23 protein-coding genes and 1 tRNA gene are annotated in these 21,506 nt (G+C 62.8%); 11 read left to right on the top strand and 13 right to left on the bottom strand.

Annotated elements, in window-relative coordinates; genetic code table 11:
• Positions 1-24 precede the first annotated feature (24 nt).
• Positions 25-98: transfer RNA gene (locus tag PP4_RS09160), tRNA-Cys, on the bottom strand.
• 154 nt (positions 99-252) lie between these two features.
• On the bottom strand, positions 253-1,272 hold the full coding sequence (sohB, locus tag PP4_RS09155) for a protease SohB (RefSeq protein ID WP_016498905.1): 1,020 nt from the start codon (positions 1,270-1,272) through the stop codon (positions 253-255).
• A gap of 198 nt (positions 1,273-1,470) precedes the next feature.
• Here sohB and PP4_RS09150 point away from each other — a divergent pair, with 198 nt between their 5' ends.
• From PP4_RS09150 to PP4_RS09135, 4 genes are all read left to right on the top strand, one after another.
• Positions 1,471-2,181 (top strand): histidine phosphatase family protein, encoded by a 711-nt coding sequence (locus PP4_RS09150; RefSeq protein WP_016498904.1) that lies wholly within the window; start codon positions 1,471-1,473, stop codon positions 2,179-2,181.
• Positions 2,182-2,237: 56 nt separating this feature from the next.
• Positions 2,238-2,555, top strand: a complete 318-nt coding sequence (locus PP4_RS09145) for an SCP2 sterol-binding domain-containing protein (protein WP_016487959.1) — start codon at positions 2,238-2,240, stop codon at positions 2,553-2,555.
• 185 nt (positions 2,556-2,740) lie between these two features.
• Entirely contained in the window at positions 2,741-3,808 is a 1,068-nt protein-coding gene (locus tag PP4_RS09140) for a phosphotransferase family protein (RefSeq protein ID WP_016498903.1), read from the top strand.
• A gap of 35 nt (positions 3,809-3,843) precedes the next feature.
• Positions 3,844-4,611, top strand: coding sequence for an SDR family oxidoreductase (locus tag PP4_RS09135; protein ID WP_016498902.1), 768 nt, complete (start codon positions 3,844-3,846; stop codon positions 4,609-4,611).
• Here PP4_RS09135 and PP4_RS09130 read toward each other — a convergent pair whose 3' ends face one another.
• Positions 4,612-5,433: a class I SAM-dependent methyltransferase gene (locus tag PP4_RS09130; protein WP_016498901.1), complete on the bottom strand. Its 822-nt coding sequence runs from the start codon at positions 5,431-5,433 to the stop codon at positions 4,612-4,614.
• A gap of 127 nt (positions 5,434-5,560) precedes the next feature.
• Positions 5,561-5,911 (bottom strand): hypothetical protein, encoded by a 351-nt coding sequence (locus tag PP4_RS09125; RefSeq protein WP_016498900.1) that lies wholly within the window; start codon positions 5,909-5,911, stop codon positions 5,561-5,563.
• 116 nt (positions 5,912-6,027) lie between these two features.
• On the opposite strand from PP4_RS09125, the gene PP4_RS09120 reads away from it, so the two are divergent.
• Positions 6,028-6,318 (top strand): RcnB family protein, encoded by a 291-nt coding sequence (locus PP4_RS09120; protein ID WP_016498899.1) that lies wholly within the window; start codon positions 6,028-6,030, stop codon positions 6,316-6,318.
• A 1-nt stretch (position 6,319) separates the two neighbouring features.
• On the opposite strand, the gene PP4_RS09115 is transcribed toward PP4_RS09120, so the two are convergent.
• On the bottom strand, positions 6,320-7,480 hold the full coding sequence (locus tag PP4_RS09115) for a GGDEF domain-containing protein (protein WP_016498898.1): 1,161 nt from the start codon (positions 7,478-7,480) through the stop codon (positions 6,320-6,322).
• Positions 7,481-7,704: 224 nt separating this feature from the next.
• On the opposite strand from PP4_RS09115, the gene PP4_RS09110 reads away from it, so the two are divergent.
• From PP4_RS09110 to PP4_RS09095, 4 genes are all read left to right on the top strand, one after another.
• Positions 7,705-7,890 (top strand): hypothetical protein, encoded by a 186-nt coding sequence (locus tag PP4_RS09110; RefSeq protein ID WP_016498897.1) that lies wholly within the window; start codon positions 7,705-7,707, stop codon positions 7,888-7,890.
• Between the two features lie 73 nt (positions 7,891-7,963).
• The gene (locus tag PP4_RS09105) at positions 7,964-8,356 is read left to right on the top strand and encodes a glycine zipper domain-containing protein (RefSeq protein WP_016498896.1); all 393 of its coding nucleotides are present in this window, start codon (positions 7,964-7,966) and stop codon (positions 8,354-8,356) included.
• A gap of 224 nt (positions 8,357-8,580) precedes the next feature.
• A complete protein-coding gene (locus PP4_RS09100; protein ID WP_016498895.1) occupies positions 8,581-10,410 on the top strand; it encodes an SLC13 family permease in 1,830 nt (609 codons plus the stop codon).
• Between the two features lie 138 nt (positions 10,411-10,548).
• Positions 10,549-11,973: a GGDEF domain-containing protein gene (locus tag PP4_RS09095; RefSeq protein WP_016498894.1), complete on the top strand. Its 1,425-nt coding sequence runs from the start codon at positions 10,549-10,551 to the stop codon at positions 11,971-11,973.
• A 1-nt stretch (position 11,974) separates the two neighbouring features.
• Here the strand turns inward: PP4_RS09095 and PP4_RS09090 are convergent, their stop codons facing one another.
• On the bottom strand, positions 11,975-12,736 hold the full coding sequence (locus PP4_RS09090; protein ID WP_016498893.1) for a sulfite exporter TauE/SafE family protein: 762 nt from the start codon (positions 12,734-12,736) through the stop codon (positions 11,975-11,977).
• A gap of 98 nt (positions 12,737-12,834) precedes the next feature.
• On the opposite strand from PP4_RS09090, the gene PP4_RS09085 reads away from it, so the two are divergent.
• On the top strand, positions 12,835-13,758 hold the full coding sequence (locus PP4_RS09085; protein WP_016498892.1) for a LysR family transcriptional regulator: 924 nt from the start codon (positions 12,835-12,837) through the stop codon (positions 13,756-13,758).
• A 113-nt stretch (positions 13,759-13,871) separates the two neighbouring features.
• Here the strand turns inward: PP4_RS09085 and PP4_RS09080 are convergent, their stop codons facing one another.
• On the bottom strand, positions 13,872-14,066 hold the full coding sequence (locus PP4_RS09080; protein ID WP_016498891.1) for a hypothetical protein: 195 nt from the start codon (positions 14,064-14,066) through the stop codon (positions 13,872-13,874).
• Positions 14,067-14,738: 672 nt separating this feature from the next.
• Between PP4_RS09080 and PP4_RS09075 the strand changes: the two genes are divergently transcribed.
• Positions 14,739-14,924, top strand: a complete 186-nt coding sequence (locus tag PP4_RS09075) for a hypothetical protein (RefSeq protein ID WP_016498890.1) — start codon at positions 14,739-14,741, stop codon at positions 14,922-14,924.
• A 164-nt stretch (positions 14,925-15,088) separates the two neighbouring features.
• Here the strand turns inward: PP4_RS09075 and PP4_RS09070 are convergent, their stop codons facing one another.
• The 6 genes from PP4_RS09070 to nicC form a co-directional block, all read right to left on the bottom strand.
• Positions 15,089-16,381 (bottom strand): OprD family porin, encoded by a 1,293-nt coding sequence (locus tag PP4_RS09070; RefSeq protein WP_016498889.1) that lies wholly within the window; start codon positions 16,379-16,381, stop codon positions 15,089-15,091.
• A gap of 140 nt (positions 16,382-16,521) precedes the next feature.
• Complete coding sequence (locus PP4_RS09065) at positions 16,522-17,835, bottom strand: MFS transporter (protein ID WP_016498888.1); 1,314 nt, start codon at positions 17,833-17,835, stop codon at positions 16,522-16,524.
• 207 nt (positions 17,836-18,042) lie between these two features.
• Complete coding sequence (locus PP4_RS09060; protein WP_041167667.1) at positions 18,043-18,684, bottom strand: N-carbamoylsarcosine amidohydrolase; 642 nt, start codon at positions 18,682-18,684, stop codon at positions 18,043-18,045.
• A 15-nt stretch (positions 18,685-18,699) separates the two neighbouring features.
• A complete protein-coding gene (locus PP4_RS09055) occupies positions 18,700-19,452 on the bottom strand; it encodes a maleate cis-trans isomerase family protein (protein ID WP_016498886.1) in 753 nt (250 codons plus the stop codon).
• Positions 19,453-19,465: 13 nt separating this feature from the next.
• A complete protein-coding gene (gene nicD / locus PP4_RS09050) occupies positions 19,466-20,272 on the bottom strand; it encodes an N-formylmaleamate deformylase (RefSeq protein ID WP_016498885.1) in 807 nt (268 codons plus the stop codon).
• Positions 20,269-21,417 (bottom strand): 6-hydroxynicotinate 3-monooxygenase, encoded by a 1,149-nt coding sequence (gene nicC, locus PP4_RS09045; protein WP_016498884.1) that lies wholly within the window; start codon positions 21,415-21,417, stop codon positions 20,269-20,271. The genes nicD and nicC overlap by 4 nt, the downstream gene beginning before the upstream one ends.
• Positions 21,418-21,506 lie beyond the last annotated feature (89 nt).

Below are 21,506 nucleotides of genomic sequence, written 5' to 3'. Positions count from 1 at the left end.
TTAATCTGCGGGGCTTTCGAATGGTGGAGGCCGAGGTCGGAATCGAACCGGCGTAGACGGATTTGCAATCCGGAGCATAACCACTTTGCTACTCGGCCTCAAAGGTCGGATCTAGCTGCTTGCGCTTTGCTATCTCCTTGAAACGCTGAACCTTTTTTAAAGTTTGCTGCGTTTCGATGGGCGCCATTATGTCTTCATTCCTTTCACCTTGCAACCCCCTGAACAAAAAAAAATTTCAACGGGTTCAAGGTGTTAGCGCAGCCGGCTGAGTTTACTCCATAAGCCCACCACGGTGTTCTCCACCGTGCCGCTGGCAGCCATGCCGATTCGCTCTTGAAGGCTCTTGCGTTCGGCATAGTGCAGGTGAAACAGGTTGGCGTTGCGCGCGCGGGCGCTGAGGTACTCGTCGCTGGTTTGCAGTTCGTCCACCAACTGGCGGTTGAGTGCGGCAACGCCGAGCCAGACTTCGCCTGTGGCCACTTCATCAATATGCAGTTGCGGGCGATAGCGGGCGACAAAATCCTTGAACAGCTGGTGGGTGATGTCCAGGTCTTCCTGGAACTTCTCCCGGCCTTTGTCGGTGTTTTCGCCAAATACGGTCAGGGTGCGCTTGTACTCACCGGCTGTCAGCACTTCGAAGTCGATGTCGTGCTTCTTCAGCAGGCGGTTGATGTTGGGCAACTGCGCCACCACCCCGATCGAACCCAGCACGGCGAACGGCGCACTGACGATTTTCTCGCCGATGCAGGCCATCATGTAACCACCGCTGGCGGCCACCTTGTCGATGCACACGGTCAGCGGGATGCCCGCCTGGCGAATGCGCGCCAGTTGCGATGCAGCCAGGCCGTAGCTGTGCACCAGGCCACCACCGCTTTCGAGGCGCAGCACCACTTCGTCACGCGGGGTGGCGAGGGTCAGCAGCGCGGTGATTTCGTTGCGCAGGCTTTCGGTGGCAGAGGCTTTGATGTCGCCATCGAAGTCCAGCACGAAGACCCGGCCCTTTTCCTCGGCCTTGCCTTTCTTCTGCTGTTTTTCCGCCTTGGCCTGCTGCTTGCGCAACGCCTTGAGCTGGGCCTTGTCGAGCAGGCCGGACTCCAGGCGCTCGCGCAGGTCCTTGTAGAATTCGTTCAGGCGGGTGACCTGCAGCTGCCCACCCGGCTTGCGCCGCCCTTTGCTGCGCAACCCGGCGATGGCCGACAGCACCACGAGGATGGCGATGACCAGGGTGGCGGTTTTGGCGAGAAAGCTTGCGTACTCGGCAAGAAACTCCACGTTGACTCCTTAAATACCTGCGCCAAAGCGGCGCGTAACTGTTGCAAGCATACCGCTGCACCTGAGGTGCTGCCAGCCGGTGTAAACGCTGGCAACACCTTTCAAACAACCTTTTCAAACGCTTGTATGTTTTTTCGTTGACAGCCCGTGTGCTGCATCCTAACCTCGCAGCAACCTCCAAACAGGCCGGAACCTTTCGTGGGCAACCTCTACCTGATCCGACATGGCCAAGCCTCCTTCGGTGCCGATGACTACGACGTCCTCTCGCCCGTGGGCGTGCGCCAAAGCCAGGCCTTGGGTGAGCACCTGGCCCAACTGGGTATTCGGCTGGACCGCTGCGTGGCAGGCAACCTGCGCCGCCAGCAGGATACCGCACGCCTGGCCCTGGAGGCCTTGCATGCCAGCGGCTGCCCGGTGCCGGCTGTTGAGACCGACGCCGCGTTCAATGAGTTCGATGCCGATGGCGTCATCCGCGCCCTGTTGCCCGGGCTGCTGCCAGAAGAACCCGATGCCCTGCACATCCTGCGCAACGCTGCGCAGCACCGCAGCGAGTTCCAGCGCCTGTTCGCCTTGATGGTGCAGCGCTGGCACGCGGGCGAACACGCCGACGATGGCCTGGAAAGCTGGCAGGCGTTCACCCACCGTGTACAAGGTGGCCTGCAGCGCGTGCTGGATGCCGCCGGCAGCGGCGACAATGTCGCCATCTTCACATCGGGCGGCACCATCGCCGCCCTGCTCCACCTGGTTACCCGTATTACCCCCAGCCAGGCGTTCGCGCTGAACTGGCAGATCATCAACACGTCGCTCAGCCAGCTGAAGTTCCGCGGCCGCGACGTGGCACTGGCCTCCTTCAACAGCCAGGCCCATGTGCAGCTGTTGAGGGTACCGGAGCTTGTCACCTATCGATGAGCCCGGTTTGTTGTGTCCCTGCGGGGACGTGTAAATAACTCTATAAGGAATGCGCCATGACCTCCGTAGCTGATGCCGTCAAAAAGATGCAAGAGAAGTTCAACCCATCCGCTGCCGCCGGCCTGGACCTGGTGTTCGGCTTCAACATCACCGACGAAGGCAAGCAATACGCGCTGATCGTCAAAGACGGCACCTGCGACCTGCAGGAAGGCGAAAACCCGGACGCCAACTGCACCCTGGTGATGGACAGCGAAACCCTGAAGGGCATCGTCAGTGGTGAAACCGACGGCATGCAGGCCTTCATGGGCGGCAAGCTGCGCGTTGAAGGCGACATGATGCTGTCGATGAAACTCAGCGAGCTGTTCCCGTCCTGAGGGCTGGGTAAACCGGATGATCGAAAAACCGAAGCCGTGGCGGCTTCGGTTTTTTTTTGCCCTGCATTCGGTGCAGTGATCGACCTGCAACACCCTCGCCTATATGGCACTTGGCACGCTTGTTCCAGCGCCGCCAGGCCATTAGATTAGCCAATAGTCCTTGCGATCGAGAATAAGGAAAACGCATGACGCTCACCGACCAGTCCACCCAGGTACGCCCCGGCGAAGAACTCGACGCGGCCGTCATCGACCCTTACCTCAAGGCCAACATCCCCGGCCTGGACGGCCTGCCGAGCATAAGCCAGTTTCCCGGGGGGGCCTCCAACCTCACCTACCTGGTCAGCTACCCGGGCCGGGACTTTGTGCTGCGCCGCCCGCCCTTCGGGCAAAAGGCCAAGTCGGCCCACGACATGGGCCGCGAGTTCCGCATCCTCAATCAGTTGAACAGTGGTTTCCCCTTCTGCCCCAAGGCGTATGTGCACTGCACCGACAGCAGCCTGATCGGCGGCGAGTTCTATGTCATGGAACGGGTCAAGGGCATCATCCTGCGCTCGGACATCCCCCCCGAGCTGAAACTGGACGCCAGCCGCACCGAGGCCCTGTGCAAAAGCTTTATCGACCGCCTGGTAGAGTTGCACCAGGTGGACTACAACGCCTGCGGCCTGGCCGACCTGGGCAAGCCGGAAGGCTACGTGCAGCGCCAGATCGAGGGCTGGACCAGCCGCTACGAAAAAGCCCTGACCCCGGATGCCCCGCGCTGGGAAAAGGTGACCGCCTGGCTGCACGATAAAATGCCCGCCGACCATCCGAAACCCGCCATCGTGCACAACGATTACCGCTTCGACAACGTGATCCTCGACGCCGACAACCCCATGCGCATCATCGGTGTGCTGGACTGGGAAATGGCCACCCTGGGCGACCCGCTGATGGACCTGGGCAACAGCCTGGCCTACTGGATCGAGGCCGACGACCCGGCGCCGGTGCAACTGATGCGCCGTCAGCCGAGCAACGCCCCAGGCATGCTCACCCGCCGCCAGTTCGTGGATTACTACGCCGAGCGCGCGGGCATCCCGCTGGACAACTTCGATTACTACTATTGCTATGGCCTGTTCCGCCTGGCCGGCATCGTCCAGCAGATCTACTACCGCTACTTCCACGGCCAGACCCAGGACAAGCGTTTCGCCCAGTTCATTCACATGAACCGCTTGCTGGAGCAGATGAGCTTGCAGGTCATCGCGAAGTCCAGCCTCTGAACAACGCCACGACGACGGATAACAAGGAAAACAGCATGTCCAAGACCCACCTGTTCGACCTCGACGGCAAGATTGCCTTCGTTTCCGGCGCCAGCCGCGGCATCGGCGAAGCCATCGCCCACCTGCTGGCTCAGCAAGGTGCCCATGTAATCGTTTCCAGTCGCAAGCTAGACGGTTGCCAACAGGTGGCCGAGGCAATCATCGCGGCGGGTGGCAAGGCGACGGCGGTGGCCTGCCACATCGGTGAGATGGAACAGATCCGGCAGGTGTTCGCCGGCATCCGCGAACAGTTCGGGCGCCTGGACATCCTGGTCAACAACGCCGCCACCAACCCGCAGTTCTGCAACGTGCTGGACACCGACCTGAATGCGTTCCAGAAGACGGTGGACGTGAATATTCGCGGTTACTTCTTCATGTCGGTGGAAGCCGGCAAGCTGATGCGCGAGCATGGCGGCGGCAGCATCATCAACGTGGCGTCCATCAACGGCGTGTCCCCCGGCCATTTCCAGGGTATCTATTCGGTGACCAAGGCGGCAGTCATCAACATGACCAAAGTCTTCGCCAAAGAGTGCGCCCAGTTCGGCATTCGCTGCAACGCCCTGCTGCCGGGCCTGACCGACACCAAGTTCGCCTCTGCACTGGTGAAGAACGACGCCATCCTGAACGCCGCACTGCAGCAGATCCCGCTCAAACGCGTGGCCGACCCCAAGGAAATGGCCGGCGCGGTGTTGTACCTGGCCAGCGATGCCTCCAGCTACACCACCGGCACGGCACTCAACGTCGACGGCGGCTACCTGTCCTGATCAGGCTTTGACCGCCACCAGGGTGTAACTCAGGGGCAAGCGTGCAGGCTGCTCGCGCAAGCGGTACTCACCATCGCTGCCCTTGAGCATCTGCCCCGGCAGCGCCTCCCAGGGGATGCTCTGGTGCTCGACCAGTGCCGTCAATTGCAGCCCGTGCGCCAGCAGGGCAGTCACGACTTCACCCAGGCCGTGGTTCCATTCGTGGGTTTCGGTGTGGGCAAGGCGCTGTTCGGTCTCGACGTAGGTCTGGTCGTTGTGCCACACCGTCGGCGCTTCGTGCTCGAAGTACGGGTATTCGAGCTGCAGGCGGTCCTGGTGGTCTTCGTTGATGGCCATCAGCATCGGGTGCCCATCGCGCAGGAACAACCGCCCGCCAGGCTTCAGCAGCGCAGCGACCGCACGCGCCCACGGCTCGATGCGGGGCAACCAGCAGAGCGCGCCAATACCGGTGTAGACCAGGTCGAACGTGCCTGCCGGCAGTACCTTGTCGGCGGCATAGACGTCGGACTCGACATACGCGATGGGCATCGCGCAACGCTCGGCCAGTGCCCGCGCCTCCACCAGCGAAGCCGCCGAATAGTCCAGGCCGCAGACCTTGGCGCCAAGGCGTGCCAGCGACAAGGTGTCGGTGCCGATGTGGCACTGCAGGTGGACGGTGTTCAGCCCGGTGATGTCGCCAAGCAAAGGCAGGTCGAAGCGGACGGTTTCGGAAAGGTGCCCGGGGCGCTGGACCAGAATATCGACTTCGTATTCCTTGGAGGCAGCGTGCAGCGGGGCGCGTTCGTCCCAGCTGGTGCGGTTGAGTTGCAGTGAGCGGTCCATGGTGTCTTCCTTGAGTGGTGACGGCTCATGCTAGCCGTCACCTGCTCATCTACGACACCACTGCCTTGCTAAAAATTGTAAAGGTCGAAAAACACCCAACGAGCAAACAACCGGGCTGCACTGGCCCTTACAGGCAGGTAGCCGCCGCTGCCCGGCGCTGCAGCGCCACGCCGTCATTCTTCTGCGCGTAGTAGTCGACCCGCGCCCCGCCCGCCTGGGGGTAAACATCCACAAACGCCTCGGCCTCACGGGTATACACCGTGAACCCGCCCTGCTTGCGGGGTTCCAGGTAACCACTGGCGTCGTCGCCGAACACCTTTTCTTCCTGCCAGCTGAACTGGATGCACTGGGCCACCAGTTCCGGCGCCTTGTGCGAATCGAGCTGCGCAGTCGGCTTGCCGCCGCGGGCCGTCTCCATGGTCGCAGAAGCACAACCGACCAGCATCAGCGCTGCGGCCATCGGCAGAATCGCACGCATGTTCCATCCTCAGGGTATTGAAAAAGATGCGACTCTAGCACTGGCGGGCATCGCGAGTGAATTGTCACGCGCATGCCGCTGTCGCAGATAAGGTATGCCGCCATCAGGAGCACCACATGAAGCTTCACTATCTGCTACTCGCCGCCCTGCCCTGCTTGCCTCTGGCAGTCAGCGCCGCGCCCTCCAGCGAAGAAAGCATCACCGCCCCGGAAACCCACAATCGCACGCTTGAAGTGGGCGACAAGGCCCCGGACCAGTACAAACGCGACGAGGAGGCCATCAAGGACTGGAAAGCCAAAGGCTTGCCAGCACCCGAGAAGGAAAGCCATTGGGTACGCATGGGTGACCACTACGTGCTGGTGCAGATCACCAACGGGGTAGTGCTGGCGATTCAGCCGGCATCCTGATTCATCCCGCCTGGATCAACGCCGCCATGTGCACCGTGTTGCGCCCGGCGGCCTTGGCCTGGTATAGCGCCGCATCGGCCTGGGCCAGCAGGTTGGCAGTGCTGTCTTTGGGGCCCGGCACACCACACCACAAGCCGACGCTGAAGCGCAGTTCGATCTGGTCACCGGCAAAGCGCGCCGGGCTGCGCGCAATGGCCTCGCGCAGCCCTTGCAGCGCAGCCATCGCGCCACTGCGGTCACTGCCCGGCAGCAAAAGCAGGAATTCTTCGCCACCATAACGGCCCAGGCTGTCACCCTGGCGCAGCCGCTGCTGCAACTGGCGCACGCAATGGCACAACACCTCGTCGCCGGCCAGATGCCCATACAGGTCGTTGATGCGCTTGAAATGGTCGATGTCGATCATTGCCACAGCCAGGCTGGCGTGTTGCTGGCGAGCATGGTCCAGTTCCACGGCAAACCGTTCCAGTATCGCCCTGCGGTTGAATGTGCCGGTCAGCACATCGTGCAGGGCCAGGTGCTGCAAACGGGACTCGCTGCGCTCCTTGGCCATCAGCACCAGCCCGATCGAATACATCATCACCGTCGCCGTGCCGATTGCCACGGAAATGCTTTGCTTGAGGTTGCTGGTGTCGTAACGCATTTCCACCGCCGTGCCATTGGCCACCGCGACCACACGCATGCCCAGGCCGATCAGGCTGATCAACGCACCGATCTGCAGCAGCAGGTGGGCCCTGCCCGGCCGCTCGGCATGGCGCCACGCCCAGTAAAGAATCATCGAGCACTGCAGCATCAATACCAGCGTCGCCAGCAGCATGCGCGGCTCCAGCGTATCGAGCAGCATCATCAGCCCCACCAGCATGCAGGCGGGGATGAGGAAAATGACACGCCAAGGCACCACCTGCTCACGCACCCGGAACAGGCTGGCGGTGTAGAACGCCAGGGCCAGCGACAGCAAGCTGTTGCCCAGGCCGTAGCTGACCCACAGCGGGGCCTGGGCATAGACGGTGTAGCAGACATAAGCCAGCGCATGCACCAGCAGCCCGCAACCGGTGAGCAGCAGGTTGTCACGGCGGTTGCTGCGCCCGACCAGCAACAGGCAGAAGGCCAGAATGGTTGCAACCAGTGCAACGGCGGCGAACAACGTGGGGGTATGGGCGATCATCGTGATTCACCGAGTGGCAGATTGCCGTCTTGACTGCGGCTTGCCCCACAGTTTAGAGGGACATTGCCCGCGCGACCATGACCGAATGGGACAGAACAACAGCCTGCAAGCACGCCGCTCATCACCGCAGCGACAATTTTTTGCCCGCCCGGGAAACCAAATGGATCATTCCCAGTCTCAGGAAGTGTCCCGTAAACCGTTGCGGATCAAGGACCTATATCGTGATGACCCGCTTTGCAAGCCTTACGCTGATTGCTGCATTTCTGCTGACCGCAGGCTGCCACAGCCATCGCTACCATGACGACGACGATGGCTGGCGTGACCGCGACCGTGGCCATCGCCACCACCATCGGCATGACCGCGATGACGATGACAATCGTCAGTACCGCGGTGACCGCGACTATCGCTGAAGCGTCTTTGCCCCCCTGACCTGCCGCCCGTTGCGCGGCAACTTAACCTGATGATTCCTTTGAGGTTCGTATCATGCGTCTGACTCTGCCTTCCCTTGCCCTCGGCCTGCTGCTGTGCCAAGGCGCTTTCGCCGGTGACGGTACTGCCGCCATCGGCGGCGGCCTGGGTGGTGTCCTGGGTAACGTTGTCGGTCAACAACTCGGCGGCAAGACCGGCGCGGCCATCGGTGCCGGCGTGGGCGGCGCAGCCGGCAGTGCGGTAGGTGCACGCAAGGGCAACCGTACCGAAGCCGCTATCGGCGGTGGCCTGGGTTCGGCTGGCGGCTCGCTGCTGGGCGGCGCGGTGGGCGGCAAGACCGGTTCGACCGTGGGTGCCGGCCTGGGCGGCGCCGCTGGCGGTGCCCTCGGCAACCACCTGGGTGACGACAACCGCGGCAGCAAGAAGCACCGCCGTCACCGTCACTGATTAGCTGACTCAAGGGCTGCTGCGCAGCCCATACCCGGTAAACCAGCTCTTACCTCGACAGCATTGGCCGCAAGGCATATGCAATCCTGTGGGAGCCTGGCTTGCCGGCGATGGGCCGCATAGCGGCCCTTTTTGTTGCAGCACATCAACACCCCCTTCATCACAAGCTGGCACACTGACTGCTACTGTCTATCGTGCCCCGTGTGAAGGAACACCCCCTCCCCATGAACCAAGATCTGCTCTGGGTCCTCGGCCTGCTGGCCATCGTCGTTGTCCTGTTCATCATCAATCGCCCACGCATGGACGTGGTCGCGCTGATGGTGATTCTGGCCCTGCCGCTGCTCGGCATCCTCACCGTGGAGCAGGCCCTGGCCGGCTTCAGCGACCCCAACGTGGTACTGATCGCCGCGCTGTTCGTGATCGGCGAAGGCCTGGTGCGCACCGGTATTGCCTACCGTATTGGCGAATGGATGAGCGAGCGGGCCGGCAATAGCGAGACACGCCTGCTGGTGCTGCTGATGGTGGCCGTGGCCGGGCTGGGGTCGATGATGAGTTCCACCGGCGTGGTGGCCATTTTCATCCCGGTGGTACTAAGCATTGCCGCGCGCCTGCAGCTGTCGCCCAGCCGCCTGATGATGCCTCTGGCGTTTGCCGGGCTGATCAGCGGCATGCTCAGCCTGGTGGCCACGCCGCCCAACGTGGTGGTGCACAGCGAGCTGGTGCGCAATGGCGAAGCGGGCTTCAGCTTCTTCAGTTTTACCCCGTTCGGCCTGGTGGTGCTGGTGCTGGGCATCGGCTACATGCTGTTGACCCGCCACTGGCTGAACGGCGAAGTACGCAAGGACGGCCGCGTGGAAACCCGCCGCACACTGCTGGACCTGGTGCTGGACTACAAGCTCAACGGCCGTGAACGGCGCCTGCGCATACGCCCTGATTCACCGCTGATCGGCCATACCCTCGGCGAGCTGGAGTTGCGCACCCGTCACGGCGCCAACGTGATCGGCATCGAGCGCCAGCACAAGTTCACCACACGGGTGATCGGCGCCGACTCCAACACCGTACTGCACCAGGGCGATGTGCTGCTGCTTGACCTGTTCGCCAACCGCGACGATCTGCGCAGCCTGTGCCAGACCATGCAACTGGAGCCCCTGCACTTCAAGGCAGCCTACTTCATCGATCAGTCCCAGGAGCTGGGCATGGCCGAGGTCTCGCTGCCGCCGGGCTCGCAGTTGATCGGCAAGAGCATTCTCGAACTGGCCTTTCGCACCCGCTTCGGCCTCAACGTGGTCGGCCTGCGCCGCGAACAGGCCGCTATCGAAGAGCAACTGGTGGAAGAAAAGCTGCGCCTTGGCGATACCTTGCTGGTGGTCGGCCCGTGGAAGGCCGTGCGCCAGTTGCAAAGCCAGCCCAAGGACTTTCTGGTACTGAGCCTGCCAGCCGAGATCGACCAGGTCGCGCCAGCCCGCACCCGCGCGCCACAGGCGTTACTTAGCCTGGCGGTGATGGTCGGGCTGATGGTGAGCGGTGCCGTGCCCAATGTCATCGCGGCCTTGATCGGTTGCCTGCTGATGGGCGCCGGCCGCTGCATCGACATGAACAGCGCCTATCGGGCCATTCATTGGCAAAGCCTGGTGCTGATCGTCGGCATGCTGCCGTTCGCCCAGGCACTGCAAAAAACCGGTGGTATCGACCTGGCGGTGGGCGGGCTGGTCAGCGTGCTGGGTGGCGCCGGCCCCAGTGCCATTCTCGCCTGCCTGTTCGCCGTCACGGCGGTGATTGGCCTGTTCATTTCCAACACGGCCACTGCGGTATTGATGGCGCCGGTAGCTGTCAGTACCGCCGCGCAACTGGGCATGTCACCCTACCCGTTTGCCATGACCGTGGCCCTGGCCGCATCGGCGGCATTCATGACGCCGGTGTCATCGCCGGTCAACACACTGGTACTGGGGCCGGGGCAATACCGCTTCGCCGACTTCGTCAAAATCGGCGTGCCGTTCACCGTGCTGGTGATGGTGGTCACCGTCGTGATGGTGCCGTGGTTCTTCGGGTTGTAAAGGAAAGCAACAAGGATTAGAGGCAATTTGACATTATCTCGGCCGATCGCGGCAGATTGACATCAACTGGGCTGACGAAACACACTGCGGGTTATTGCCCCAGGTGCTTCAAGGCGTTGTCCTGGATTTCGTTTCCGCTTGCCGGTCGAGTTCATGGTTTTTCCAGCCCAATCGCGCTTGTTGTCTTATGTCGTTCTGCTTTGCCTGACCTTTGCCCTCACCCTGGGCGGCATCCTGGCACGCCCGATCGAATCGCTGTCGCTGTTCTGGCCAGTGAACGCTGTGGTGGCCGGCGTACTGTTGCGCTACCCCCGCCAAGCCACCCTGACCGGCTTCAGCCTGGTGTGGCTGGCCATGGTCGGCGCCGACCTGTTGTGTGGCAGTGCCTGGGGGCCGGCCCTGTGGTTCAACCTGTGCAATCTTGCTGTGGTAGTAACCCTCTGGCAGCTGCTGTCGCGCTTGCCACGGCTGCACCGGCGCATGCGCACCCCGCACGGCGTACTCAGCGTGTTCGCCGCCTGTGCCGCCGCCGCCATGGTGGCGGCCAGCATGGCAGCGGTCATGGCTGCACCCTGGTTCGAGCAATCCTTGCGCGCCACCTGGCTGGCCTGGTTCAGCGAACAGTTCTCGACTAGCGTGCTGGTGCTGCCGGTGCTGCTCACCGCGCCCTCGGTACGGGCCCTGGTGCGCGGAGGTGCCCAGGCCATCCGCCTGGCGCCGCTGCTGGTGCTGCTGGTCTCGCTGGCGCTCAGCATTGCCTTTGGCGGCCCCGGTGCCATCGCCTTCCCGATTGCCGCCTTGCTGTGGTGTGCCTGGACCTACTCGCCATTCATGGTTTCGCTGCTGACACTCACCGCCGGCAGCACCTTGATTGTGGCGGTGGCGCAAAACCTCATGCACTTCAGCGTGCCGCAAAGCGAGCCCGGGGTGACCACGCTGATGTCGGCCCGCCTGGGCATTGCCATGCTGGTGCTCGGCCCGCTGGTGGTGGCCTGCGTCAGCCAGGCCAACCGCAGCCTGATGGCCCGCCTGGCGCACCAGGCCACCATCGACCACCTGACCGGCGTGCTCACCCGCAGTGCCTTCACCCGCCGCGCCAACGCGCTGCTGGACAGCCGCCAGCAGCATGCCCAGGCACTGCCACTGACCCTGATGATGCTGGACATCGACCACTTCAAGTCGATCAACGATGCCCATGGCCACGGGGTCGGTGACCAGGTGCTGCGCCAGTTCGCCAGCACCCTGCAAGACCAGTTGCACAACGATGAACTGCTCGCGCGTCTGGGCGGCGAGGAGTTTGTCGTCATCCTCCCGGGCCTTGCGCCAGAACGCGCCAAGTTCACCGCCGAACGCCTGCGCCGCGCGGTACAGGACCTGCACGTGGTGCAGGCCGACCAGCGCCTGCAGATTACCGTGAGTATCGGCCTGGCCGGCTGCGACGCCAATATCCCGGCCCCCAGCCTGGACGCGTTGCTGGCAAGCGCCGATCAGGCGCTGTACCGGGCCAAGGCCCATGGCCGCAACCGTGTGGAGCAGGCCGAAGCGCAGCGCCAGGTGGTGTGACTCAACCGGCCAGCAAGTCCCACGACAGCTTGGCGATCAGCACGCACAGCAGTATCAGGAACAGCCCGCGCACAAAGCCTGCGCCCTTGCGTACTGCCAGCCAGGTGCCGGTAAGGGCCCCAAGCACGTTGCACGCCGCCATGGGCAGGGCGATGGCATACAGCACGTTGCCCGAGGGCACGAAGAACACCAGCGCCGCCAGGTTGGTGGCAATGTTCACCACCTTGGCCGAGGCCGAGGCGTGCAGGAAGTCCAAGGCGAAGAAGCGGATGAAAAGGAAGATCAGGAAGCTGCCGGTGCCCGGGCCGAACAGGCCATCGTAAAAACCGATCGCGCCACCGATCAGCACCGCCAGGCACTGCTCCTTGCGGCCGATCTTCGCGGGTTTGTGCAGCGTGCCGAAGTCTTTCTTGCAGAAGGTGTAGATGGCCATCAGCACGATCATCACCAGCACTGCCGGGCGCATCACACTGGGCGGCACCAGTGATACCGTGGCCGCGCCTGCGAACGACATGACAAAGGCGCTGAGCGCTGCCGGCACGATCAGCCCCCAGTCCAGCGTCACCTTGCGAATGAACGAGCGCGCCGCGAAGGCCGTACCACACACTGACGCCAGCTTGTTGGTGCCGAGCAACGCCGCTGGTTGCGCGGTGGGCAGCACGTTGAACAAGGCCGGGATCTGGATCAGCCCGCCGCCCCCCACTGCGGCGTCGATCAGCCCGGCGGCAAAGGCGAACACAGAAAGCACAGCAACATCCATCATGACGCGGTTCCAGGCAGAGAAGACCCCAGCAAGGCTAATCAAAGTGCTGCGCTTGTGTTGAAATGCCATATTGCAAAAACTGCAACAAGGAGCAGGCAATGGCATTGGACATGTTGCGGGAAATCCAGGCGTTCGTCAGCGTGGCACACAAGCGCAGCTTCGTGGCCGCCGCTCGCGCGCTGGGGCGCTCACCCAGCGCGGTAACCCGTGCGGTGCAAACCCTTGAAGACAACGCAGGAAGCAAGCTGCTAAACCGCAACGCCAACGCCGTCACCCTCACCGAAGCCGGTGAGCGCCTGCTGCCCCATGCCGAACGCTTGCTGGATGTGCAACGTGATGCGGCCGAAGAGTTGGCCGCGCTCAGTGGTAGCGCCGAGGGCTGGATACGCTTTGCCGTGCCGCAACTGCTGGGTGAGCATGTGCTGCCACAGGTGCTCGCCGAGTTCTCCCGCTGCCACCCCAAAGTCACCCTGGACGTAAGGTACTGCGACGAAACCCTCGACCCGCTGCAAGGCAAGTTCGATTTCGTGGTACGTGGGGCCTTTCCGCAATCGAGCGAGCTGATCGGCTACCCGCTGTGGGCCTACCAGCGCCACCTGTATGCCAGCCCGGCTTACCTGGCGGTGGCCGGCACACCTCAGCACCCTGAAGAGCTCGAAGGGCATGCGTTGATCCTGCACACCGCCCCGCGCATTCTCAAGGCCTGGCATTTTTGCCGCGACGACCAGATTACCAGCCTGCGGCCCAGGCCCAGGCTACGCCTGGACTCCGGTGACGCGGTGTACCACAGCACCCTGGCCGGGGCAGGCATCGCCCGCCTGGCTGCCTGGGTTGGCGAAGCGCAGGTCAAGGCCGGGCGGCTGGTCCGGGTGTGCCCGCAATACCGCCTGACTTCCAGCAGCGGCCAGGACCCGCAAATGCATGCCGTGTACCCTGCTGGCGAACTGCCGGCGCGGGTACGCGACCTGCTAGCGGCATTGCGCCGTGCCGGCCTGGCCTGCCAAAACAGCCCCCCGAAATGACTGTTCAATTTCTGCTCAATTTAACAGAGCCCGCCGCGGGCCTGGCTTACAGCACTTTATCCACAGACCTACCCACGTTTTTTGTGGACAGATTTCCCAACGCAAAGAACGACTTATCGCACAACCAGCAACGCCGTGTTTGCCAGCTTGACCAACTCGATCCACTCCGCCGTGCTGATCACTCCGGCCTGTTCCAGCACCAGGGCATCGCGCAATGCCTGGTCATATCCCTGCTCATCAAGTGTGCCTTCGGCAAGAAAACGGCTACGCCACTCCAGCATGGCTGAAGTGCCTTTCTTGTATTCCATTGATGTATCGACTCCACGGCAAAAAGACCGGCCCGAATGAGCGGCGGCGGGAGACTACACGAGGCTTTTACACTTGAGAATGACTTGCAGCTACCGCTGGTCCAGCAGTGCAAGCAGGGGGAATACTGGCCAATTGGTCAGGCATTGGGCCCGTCAGTTGAAATAGACGGGCCGCGCAGGAAAAAAGCAGTTGAAGTCAGCTTGGCGGAATGGTGCCAAGAATACCAATCAGAATGGTCAGTAGCAGAAAACCACCCAGGAACAGCGCCAGCTTGCCCATTGGAACCTCTACAGTTGTGATGCGGGGATGGACATATTGTCGAGCCTGAGCTGATACGGTTACAGATTCAGGTTTGTGGAAAAAAAGCGGATCAGATGCGGCGCAGATACATTATTGCTACATGAGGTTTCAAGACGGGTTACAGGCTCCGGCTGTAACCACGCAGGTGGCCTGCCCTTCAAAAGGCGACTGAACGCAGCTGACACGGGAAGTCGAGCTCGATTGAGAGCACATGAATTGAAACGTAGTTTGTAGGACTTTTTACTGTGCGCTGTGGGAAGAATCGCGGCAGGGGCACAAACCTGTATGAAACATCAGTTTCTCCAGTTAATTCGAGCTGCTACGGTTCCTTTTTCCTACAACGGCACGGAAGCCTACAGCTCGAGAAAAGCATGGACCCGTTCAACACTTCGGCACTGAAGTTACAGAAAAAATTGCTGGACCTGCGCCTTGAGTGCGACCGCCTGAGAAGTGAGGGCAAGGACATGGAAGCGGACCGCCTCGCCGGGTCGATCGCGCGGATTGAGGCGGCTATCAGGCAGTTGCCGGATAACCTCAAGCCCGTGACCCTGCAGTGACCGCTACTGCTCCCGCAAGGCATGCACCAGAGCTGTAGGAGCGGCCTTGTGTCGCGACAGGGCTGCATAGCAGCCCCGGCAATTTATGCATTTTCGCTGAAACCCTGGGGCTGCTGCGACACAAGGCCGCCCATACACGAAGCGCGCAGCACAGGCCATCCGCTTTAGAACAGCTTTACCGTGTAACTCAGGATCAAGCGGTTCTCATCGATGTCGGTGCGGTAGTTGGAGCGCGCCATCACGTTGCGCACGCGCACCCCAAGCCCGGCCAGCGGCCCGCTTTGCACCACGTAGGCCAGGTCCAGGTCACGCTCGCGGTCACGCCCTTCAAAGCCCAGCCCGGTGTCCACATCGCGCCCTTTCACATAGCGCAGGGTGGACGTCAGGCCCGGAAGGCCCAAGGCGACAAAGTTGTAGTCATGCCGCACCTGCCAGGAGCGTTCGCCCGGCGCCGAGAACTCATAGGTCGGCAGCGTATTCCCCATCGGGTTGGTGTTTGCACCTACCTGGATGAAGCCATCATCGCCGCCGATCTGCTGGTAGCCCATGTAAAAGGTATGCCCGCCGGTCTTGGCCGAAAACAGGCTGAACAGCGCATGGTTGTCATAGTCACCGGCAATCTTGCGCCCGTCCTCGCGGGCATCGAAGTAGCCGGCATTGACCCCCAGCGTCCAGTCCCCCAGCGGCTCGGCGTGCTTGAAGCTGTAGAAGCGCTGCTGGTAGATATCCTCCAGTTGCGCCTGCCACACACCGACGCTGGTACGGTTGTCGTTGAAGGCGTAGTCGGCGCCAACGTAGTTGAAGCGGTCACTGGTAAAGCGCGCCAGCCGCGCCGGGTTGATCGGGTCGTTGACCAGCGCGTACATTTTCTGGCTGTTGGACGAGTCGCGCAGGCTGGTGGAGCGGAACTGGCCGGCATTCAGGGTCAACCCGGCAAACTCGCGCGACTCCAGCATCGCGCCCTGGTAGGTAGGCGGCAGCAGGCGCAGATCGCTGAACAACAGCACAGGCAGGTTGGGCATCAACTCGCCCACCTTCAGTTCGGTTTGCGAGACCTTGAACTTGATCGCCGCCCCCAGGCGGCTGTATTCGTCCGCCGACTTGCCGCTGTCCAGGCTGGGCAGCAACCCGGACCTGGCATGCTGCGGGCTGCTGTCGAGCTTGAAACCAAGCAGGCCCGTAACATCCACGCCGACGCCGAGCGTGCCCTGGGTGTAGCCGGAGCTTGCGTTCAGGATAAAACCCTGCGCCCATTCCTGGGTACGCGACTGGGTGCTCGCGCCCTTGATATCGGCATAATCGCGGCTGAAGAAGTAATTGCGTGCCTGCAGCGTGGCGCGGGCACCTTCGATGAAACCGGCCTCCTCTGCCGAGGCCTCGGCGCACAACGCGGCGGCGATACACCCGCCGGCCAGGCACGCAGACGAAGAAAAACGCGGTGCAATGGAACCTTGCATGGAGCTACTCCTGGATTCGGACAACAGCAACCCGGCGCGGCGGCCGTGTGTGGCTACCAACGTGCAGGTTGCATCGAGAGAGGGGTCGGCAGGCGGGCACCCGGCCCGCCTGCCCTGCCGTTGCTTGAAGCGCTGGGCCGCTAGCGGTTGACCAGCTTCGCCGGCAAGGCGATGACCAGGAAGCAGCTGAGGATCAGGCAGCCGGCAAACACCCACAATGCGGCGTGGGAGGTACCGGTGAGGTCGGTGACCAGGCCCATCAGTGAGTTGCTCACCAGGCCTGCGATGTTGGCCACCGAGCAAGCCAGGGCAAAGCCGGTGGCGGCCGCAGTGCCTTTGAGGAAGGTAGCCGGCAGGCTGAAGAACACCGGCACCGCGCCGATGATCGCTGCCGAGGCAATGGCGAACAGCGCCACGGTCATCACCAGGTTCTGGCTGAACAACGTGCTGCTGGCCATGGCGATTGCACCAATGATGAACGGCACGATGATGTGCCAGCGGCGCTCACGGTGGCGGTCGGAGCTGGCCCCGATCATCAACATGCCGGCCAGTGCGGCCAGGCTCGGAATGGCCGTCAGCAGACCGATGTGGAAGGTATCGCTGACGCCAGCATCGCGGATGAAGGTCGGCATCCAGAAGCCCATGGCATAGGCGCTGAGCAAAATCGAAAAGTCGATGCCCCCCAGCATCCACACCTTCAGGTTGAAAAAGCCGTCGCGAAAGCTGTGTTTGCTGTCCTTGCCCTCGGCATCGTCAGCCGCCAGGTCCGCTGCCAACTGCGCCTTGTCGTCAGCCGACAGCCACTTGGCCTGCTGGAAATGGTTAGGCAATGCCCAAAACGTGAGGATGCCCAGCAACACACTGGGGATCGCCTCCAGCAAAAACAGCCACTGCCAGCCGTGCAGGCCATGCACCTGGTCGAAATGCCCCATGATCCAGCCAGAAATCGGCCCGCCGATCACGCTCGACAAGGGCAGCCCGATCATGAACAAGGCAATGATGCGCCCGCGCCGATAGGTGGGGTACCACATGGTCAGGTAGTACAGCACGCCCGGCAGGAAGCCGGCCTCGGCAGCCCCCAGCAGAAAACGCAGGACATAGAACTGGGTGGTGGTGGAAACGAACATGGTGCAGGCCGACAGCAGGCCCCAGGTGATCATGATGCGTGCGATCCATAGCTTGGCGCCAACGCGCTGCAGGATCAGGTTGCTCGGCACTTCGAAAATGATGTAGCCGACAAAGAACAGCCCGGCACCCAGGCCATAGGCCGCTGTGCTGAACTGCAGGTCTTCGAGCATCTGCAGCTTGGCGAAGCCGACATTGATGCGGTCCAGATAAGCTGCGAGGTAGCAGAAGCACAGGAAGGGGATGAGCCTCCAGGTGATCTTGCTGTACAGCGCTTTAGTGCCATGGTCGATGTCACTGTGGACCGTGGTTGCATTCGCAATTGGCATTTCCTGTCTCCTGGCGGGCGACTTTGTGGTTGTTTTAAGGCCAGCAGTGTTCGACGCGCCGGGCACCCCGCGCACTATACGCGGCGTGCCTGGGCAGCGCCTGAAGACCCCGAGTGCTCCTGCGGGGCGACCACCCGGACAGCAGGCGGTCATGGACGGGCTTCCCGCACCGGTCCTTGATTGTTATTGGTAAGGGCTACCCGGCGTTCAGCCGGCCAGGTGCCTGAGTTGCTGCATCGCCTCCTGGCGGGTGACGACATCGCCATACTTGCTGTCGATGTCGAACAGGTTGGCTTCGTGCGGGTCGTTGTGGCGATCACCGACGCACTCGCGCACCACGATGGTTCGAAACCCGTGCTGCATGGCATCCACCGCACTGGCCCGGATGCAGCCACTGGTGGAGCAGCCAGCCAGTACCACGGTATCCACGCCTTGAGCATGCAGCAGCGGGGCCAGGCTGGTGGCGAAGAAGGCACTGGCGTACTGCTTGCTCAGCACCACCTCCCCTGCCTGTGGCGCAACGGCCTCGCAGAACGCCGCCAGCGGGTTGCCTTCGACCATGTCCTTCATCACCGGCGCCTTGCGCACCCACACGCCGCCGTCAGCAAAATGCGGCGGCTGGTAGCGGATGTTGGTGTGCACCACCAGGGTACCGCAGTCGCGGGCCAGCGCCAGCAGGCCGGCAGCCTGCTCGACCGCCGCGACCACGCCCGGGGCGTACAGCGGTGCGCCGGGGGTGGTGTAGCCCTGCATGAAGTCGATCATCAACAGGGCTGGTTTGCGGCCAAAGCCGATGCGCTGGCCCCATACGCCCTGGTAGTTGTCACGGGCGCTTTGTGCGTCGCTCATGTCCATCTCCCGATTTCAGTAGGCGCCCGACAGCAGGGCACCGGCACCCGGCACGACCGGCTCCAGGTCCAGCGCCTTGAGCATGGCGTACGTGGTGGCGATGGCAGCGGTCACCACCGGCTTGCCGGTTTGCGCCTCAACCTTGGCCACGGCCGGCAGCGATTGCATCTGCACGCAGGCCGAGAGCACCACCACATCGACCCCCTCAAGGTTCATGCCGGCGACGATGCCTGGCAGGTTGGCCGGGTCATGGCGGGCCACGGCGAGGTTGTCGGGGATTTCCAGCGCGCGCCAGTCCTGCACCTCAAAGCCTTCCTCGCGGATGTAGTTCACCACCAGCTCGGTCAAAGGCTTCATGTACGGCGCGACGATGGCAATGCGCTTGGCCTTCATCACATGCAAGGCCTCGACTAACGCCCCGGCGCTGGTGATTACCGGTGCCAGCGCGTCGTTGTCGGCGGTGGCCTGCTGCAAGCGCTTTTCCGATTGCCGGTGATAGCCCAGGCCCATGGCCATGATCGCCACCAGGCAGGCGTAGCCCAGCACATCCACCTTGGCGTCGGACAGCTCCATTGCGCAGCGGTCGGACTCGGCGTCCATGGCGGCCAACTCTTCCTTCTTCACCTGCTTCATGCGCATGCGGCTGGAATGGAAGGTGAAGCGCTCGGGACGGATCGCCTGGCGCGCGTTGAGCATTGCCGGGATTTCGGTTTCCATCGTGGTGTTCGAGCTCGGCACGATCTGGCCGATGCGGTATAGCTTGGTCATGTCTCGTGCTCCGTCAGACAAGGGGTTGGTCGAGGAAGTCGCCAAAGGCGGCGAAGAAGCCGTCCAGGTCGTCCCATGGGATCATGTGGCCGGCGTTGTCGACATGCGCGACCTGGATATCCGGCTTGAGTTCGCGTATTTCAGCGATGTCACGGGGCTCGATTACCCCACCTTGCCCGGCCACCATCAGCAATGCCGGCTGGCGCACCGCGGGCAGGTATTGGTGGATATCCACGTTGTGAAAATCATCAAACGCCCGCACGATCGCCGGCTCGTAACAGGTGTGCAGCCATTCGGCCCGCAGCGCCAGCTGCTCGTCGCTCCAGGTGGCGCAGAATGCGCGCATGTCGTCGCCGCTCATGCCCACCGTGGCCTGGCGGATCGAATCCACATACCACGGCAGCTTGCTCGGGTAGGCACGGCGGCCTGGCCCGGACACCGGCGGGTCGACCAGCACCAGCCGCTGCAGCCCCGGTGCTCCCTGGGCAGCCGCGCGAATGGCAAAGCGCGCGCCCATCGAGTGCCCGACCAAGTGGTAGCTGTGCAGGCCCAGCGCTGCGGCAAAGGCCGGAATGTCCGCAGCACAGGCGTCGGTGCCGTAGTCCAGTTCGGGGCCGCTTGAAGACAAGCCGCGGCCGCGCACATCCAGCACGTAGGTGTCGAAGTACAACCCAAGGCGCTCGGCGACGAAACCCCAGGTGATCGCCGGGCTGGTGATGCCTGGCACCAGGATCAGCGCATGGCCCTTGCCGCCATAGCGCAGGTAATGCTGGCGGATGCCATTGGCGCAGACGTTGCCGCCGGCGACGAAGGTGCTCATGCCGCCTCCCCGCTTTTCAGCGCCTGGCCGTACAGGTCATAGCCGTAGACCCAGGCCGGGTCCTCCTGGCTGTAGAGGAAGGTGTTGGCGTTGGATACCGCCTGCACCCGGGATGCCCGCTCCTTGCGATTGGCCTCGTACAGGGCGAACGCGGTGCGGTGGTCGGACAGCCCGGTTTCTTGCAGGCAGCGGGTCAGCATGGCTGCATCCTCGATGGCCATGCACGCGCCCTGGGCCATGTGTGGCTTCATCGGGTGGCAGGCATCACCCAGCAGCACCAGGCGGCCACGGCTCCACAGCGGCAGCGGGTTGCGGTTGCGCAACGGCCATTTGGTGATCGACTCGGTGGCGTCGATCAGCTTCTGCACGGTGGGGTGGTAGCCCTCGAAGGCAGCGCGCATTTCCTCCTGGCTGCTGTCGACGTAAGCCCCCTGGAAGTCCCAGGCCGCGTGAGGTACGCCGGTGACGAAGTAGTACTCGTCGCGCTTGCCGGTGGTGTAGTAGACCATCATGTGGCGGTCTTCGGACCACCACTTGACGCAGGGCTCGAACACATCGGCATGCTGCGCCAGGTTTACCCCGCGGATCAGCGCACGGTGGGCGACCCAACCGCTGTAGATCGGCGCTTCAGCGCCCAGCAGTTCTTCACGAATCCTGGAATGGATGCCGTCGGCACCGATGACGATGTCGGCCACGGTGTGGGTGCCGTCGGCAAAGTCCAGGCGCACCTGTTCGCCTTCGTCGACGATCTTTTGCAGGCGCTTGCCAAAGTGCACGGTACCCGGCTTGATCGCCTCGATCTGCAGGGCGTGCAGGTCGCCACGGTGGATGGTGATATAGGCCGCGCCATACTCGCGGCGGGCAAACTCGCCCAGCGGGATACGCGCCAGGTAGTCACCGCTACTGCCATCGCGACTGAACCAGAAGTCCGGGTGCGAGCCCATCAGTTCCAGCTTCTGCTCCAGCCCCATGCGGCGGAAGATCTTCATCACGTTAGGGCCAATATGGATGCCCGCCCCCAGGCGGGTGAACTCCGGCGCCTGCTCGAACACCTCGACATCGAACCCGGCCTGCTGCAGCAACGTGGCGGCGGCCGCCCCACCCAGACCCGCACCGACGATTGCGATTTTCTGCCTACCACGCATGGGTATCTCTCCTCTTGTTCTGATATATGGCCAGCGGTTCGACCGCCTGACGATTTAGAGCGTATACGCTGTAAATGAACTTTGGATAG

This window comes from Pseudomonas putida NBRC 14164, assembly GCF_000412675.1.
Classification (GTDB): Bacteria; Pseudomonadota; Gammaproteobacteria; order Pseudomonadales; family Pseudomonadaceae; genus Aquipseudomonas; species Aquipseudomonas putida.
This window is presented reverse-complemented; position numbering and strand designations above follow the sequence as displayed.

Excerpts from the sequence above, each read along its gene's own strand:
- PP4_RS09065 (WP_016498888.1), bottom strand. The coding sequence starts at position 17,835 with ATGCCAATTGCGAATGCAACCACGGTCCACAGTGACATCGACCATGGC.
- PP4_RS09085 (WP_016498892.1), top strand. The coding sequence starts at position 12,835 with ATGGCATTGGACATGTTGCGGGAAATCCAGGCGTTCGTCAGCGTGGCA.
- PP4_RS09130 (WP_016498901.1), bottom strand. The coding sequence starts at position 5,433 with ATGGACCGCTCACTGCAACTCAACCGCACCAGCTGGGACGAACGCGCC.
- PP4_RS09070 (WP_016498889.1), bottom strand. The coding sequence starts at position 16,381 with ATGCAAGGTTCCATTGCACCGCGTTTTTCTTCGTCTGCGTGCCTGGCC.
- nicD (WP_016498885.1), bottom strand. The coding sequence starts at position 20,272 with ATGAGCACCTTCGTCGCCGGCGGCAACGTCTGCGCCAATGGCATCCGC.
- PP4_RS09135 (WP_016498902.1), top strand. The coding sequence starts at position 3,844 with ATGTCCAAGACCCACCTGTTCGACCTCGACGGCAAGATTGCCTTCGTT.
- PP4_RS09125 (WP_016498900.1), bottom strand. The coding sequence starts at position 5,911 with ATGCGTGCGATTCTGCCGATGGCCGCAGCGCTGATGCTGGTCGGTTGT.
- PP4_RS09115 (WP_016498898.1), bottom strand. The coding sequence starts at position 7,480 with ATGATCGCCCATACCCCCACGTTGTTCGCCGCCGTTGCACTGGTTGCA.
- PP4_RS09110 (WP_016498897.1), top strand. The coding sequence starts at position 7,705 with ATGACCCGCTTTGCAAGCCTTACGCTGATTGCTGCATTTCTGCTGACC.
- PP4_RS09120 (WP_016498899.1), top strand. The coding sequence starts at position 6,028 with ATGAAGCTTCACTATCTGCTACTCGCCGCCCTGCCCTGCTTGCCTCTG.
- nicC (WP_016498884.1), bottom strand. The coding sequence starts at position 21,417 with ATGCGTGGTAGGCAGAAAATCGCAATCGTCGGTGCGGGTCTGGGTGGG.
- PP4_RS09140 (WP_016498903.1), top strand. The coding sequence starts at position 2,741 with ATGACGCTCACCGACCAGTCCACCCAGGTACGCCCCGGCGAAGAACTC.
- PP4_RS09145 (WP_016487959.1), top strand. The coding sequence starts at position 2,238 with ATGACCTCCGTAGCTGATGCCGTCAAAAAGATGCAAGAGAAGTTCAAC.
- PP4_RS09055 (WP_016498886.1), bottom strand. The coding sequence starts at position 19,452 with ATGACCAAGCTATACCGCATCGGCCAGATCGTGCCGAGCTCGAACACC.
- PP4_RS09100 (WP_016498895.1), top strand. The coding sequence starts at position 8,581 with ATGAACCAAGATCTGCTCTGGGTCCTCGGCCTGCTGGCCATCGTCGTT.
- PP4_RS09080 (WP_016498891.1), bottom strand. The coding sequence starts at position 14,066 with ATGGAATACAAGAAAGGCACTTCAGCCATGCTGGAGTGGCGTAGCCGT.
- PP4_RS09105 (WP_016498896.1), top strand. The coding sequence starts at position 7,964 with ATGCGTCTGACTCTGCCTTCCCTTGCCCTCGGCCTGCTGCTGTGCCAA.
- PP4_RS09060 (WP_041167667.1), bottom strand. The coding sequence starts at position 18,684 with ATGAGCGACGCACAAAGCGCCCGTGACAACTACCAGGGCGTATGGGGC.
- PP4_RS09075 (WP_016498890.1), top strand. The coding sequence starts at position 14,739 with ATGGACCCGTTCAACACTTCGGCACTGAAGTTACAGAAAAAATTGCTG.
- PP4_RS09090 (WP_016498893.1), bottom strand. The coding sequence starts at position 12,736 with ATGATGGATGTTGCTGTGCTTTCTGTGTTCGCCTTTGCCGCCGGGCTG.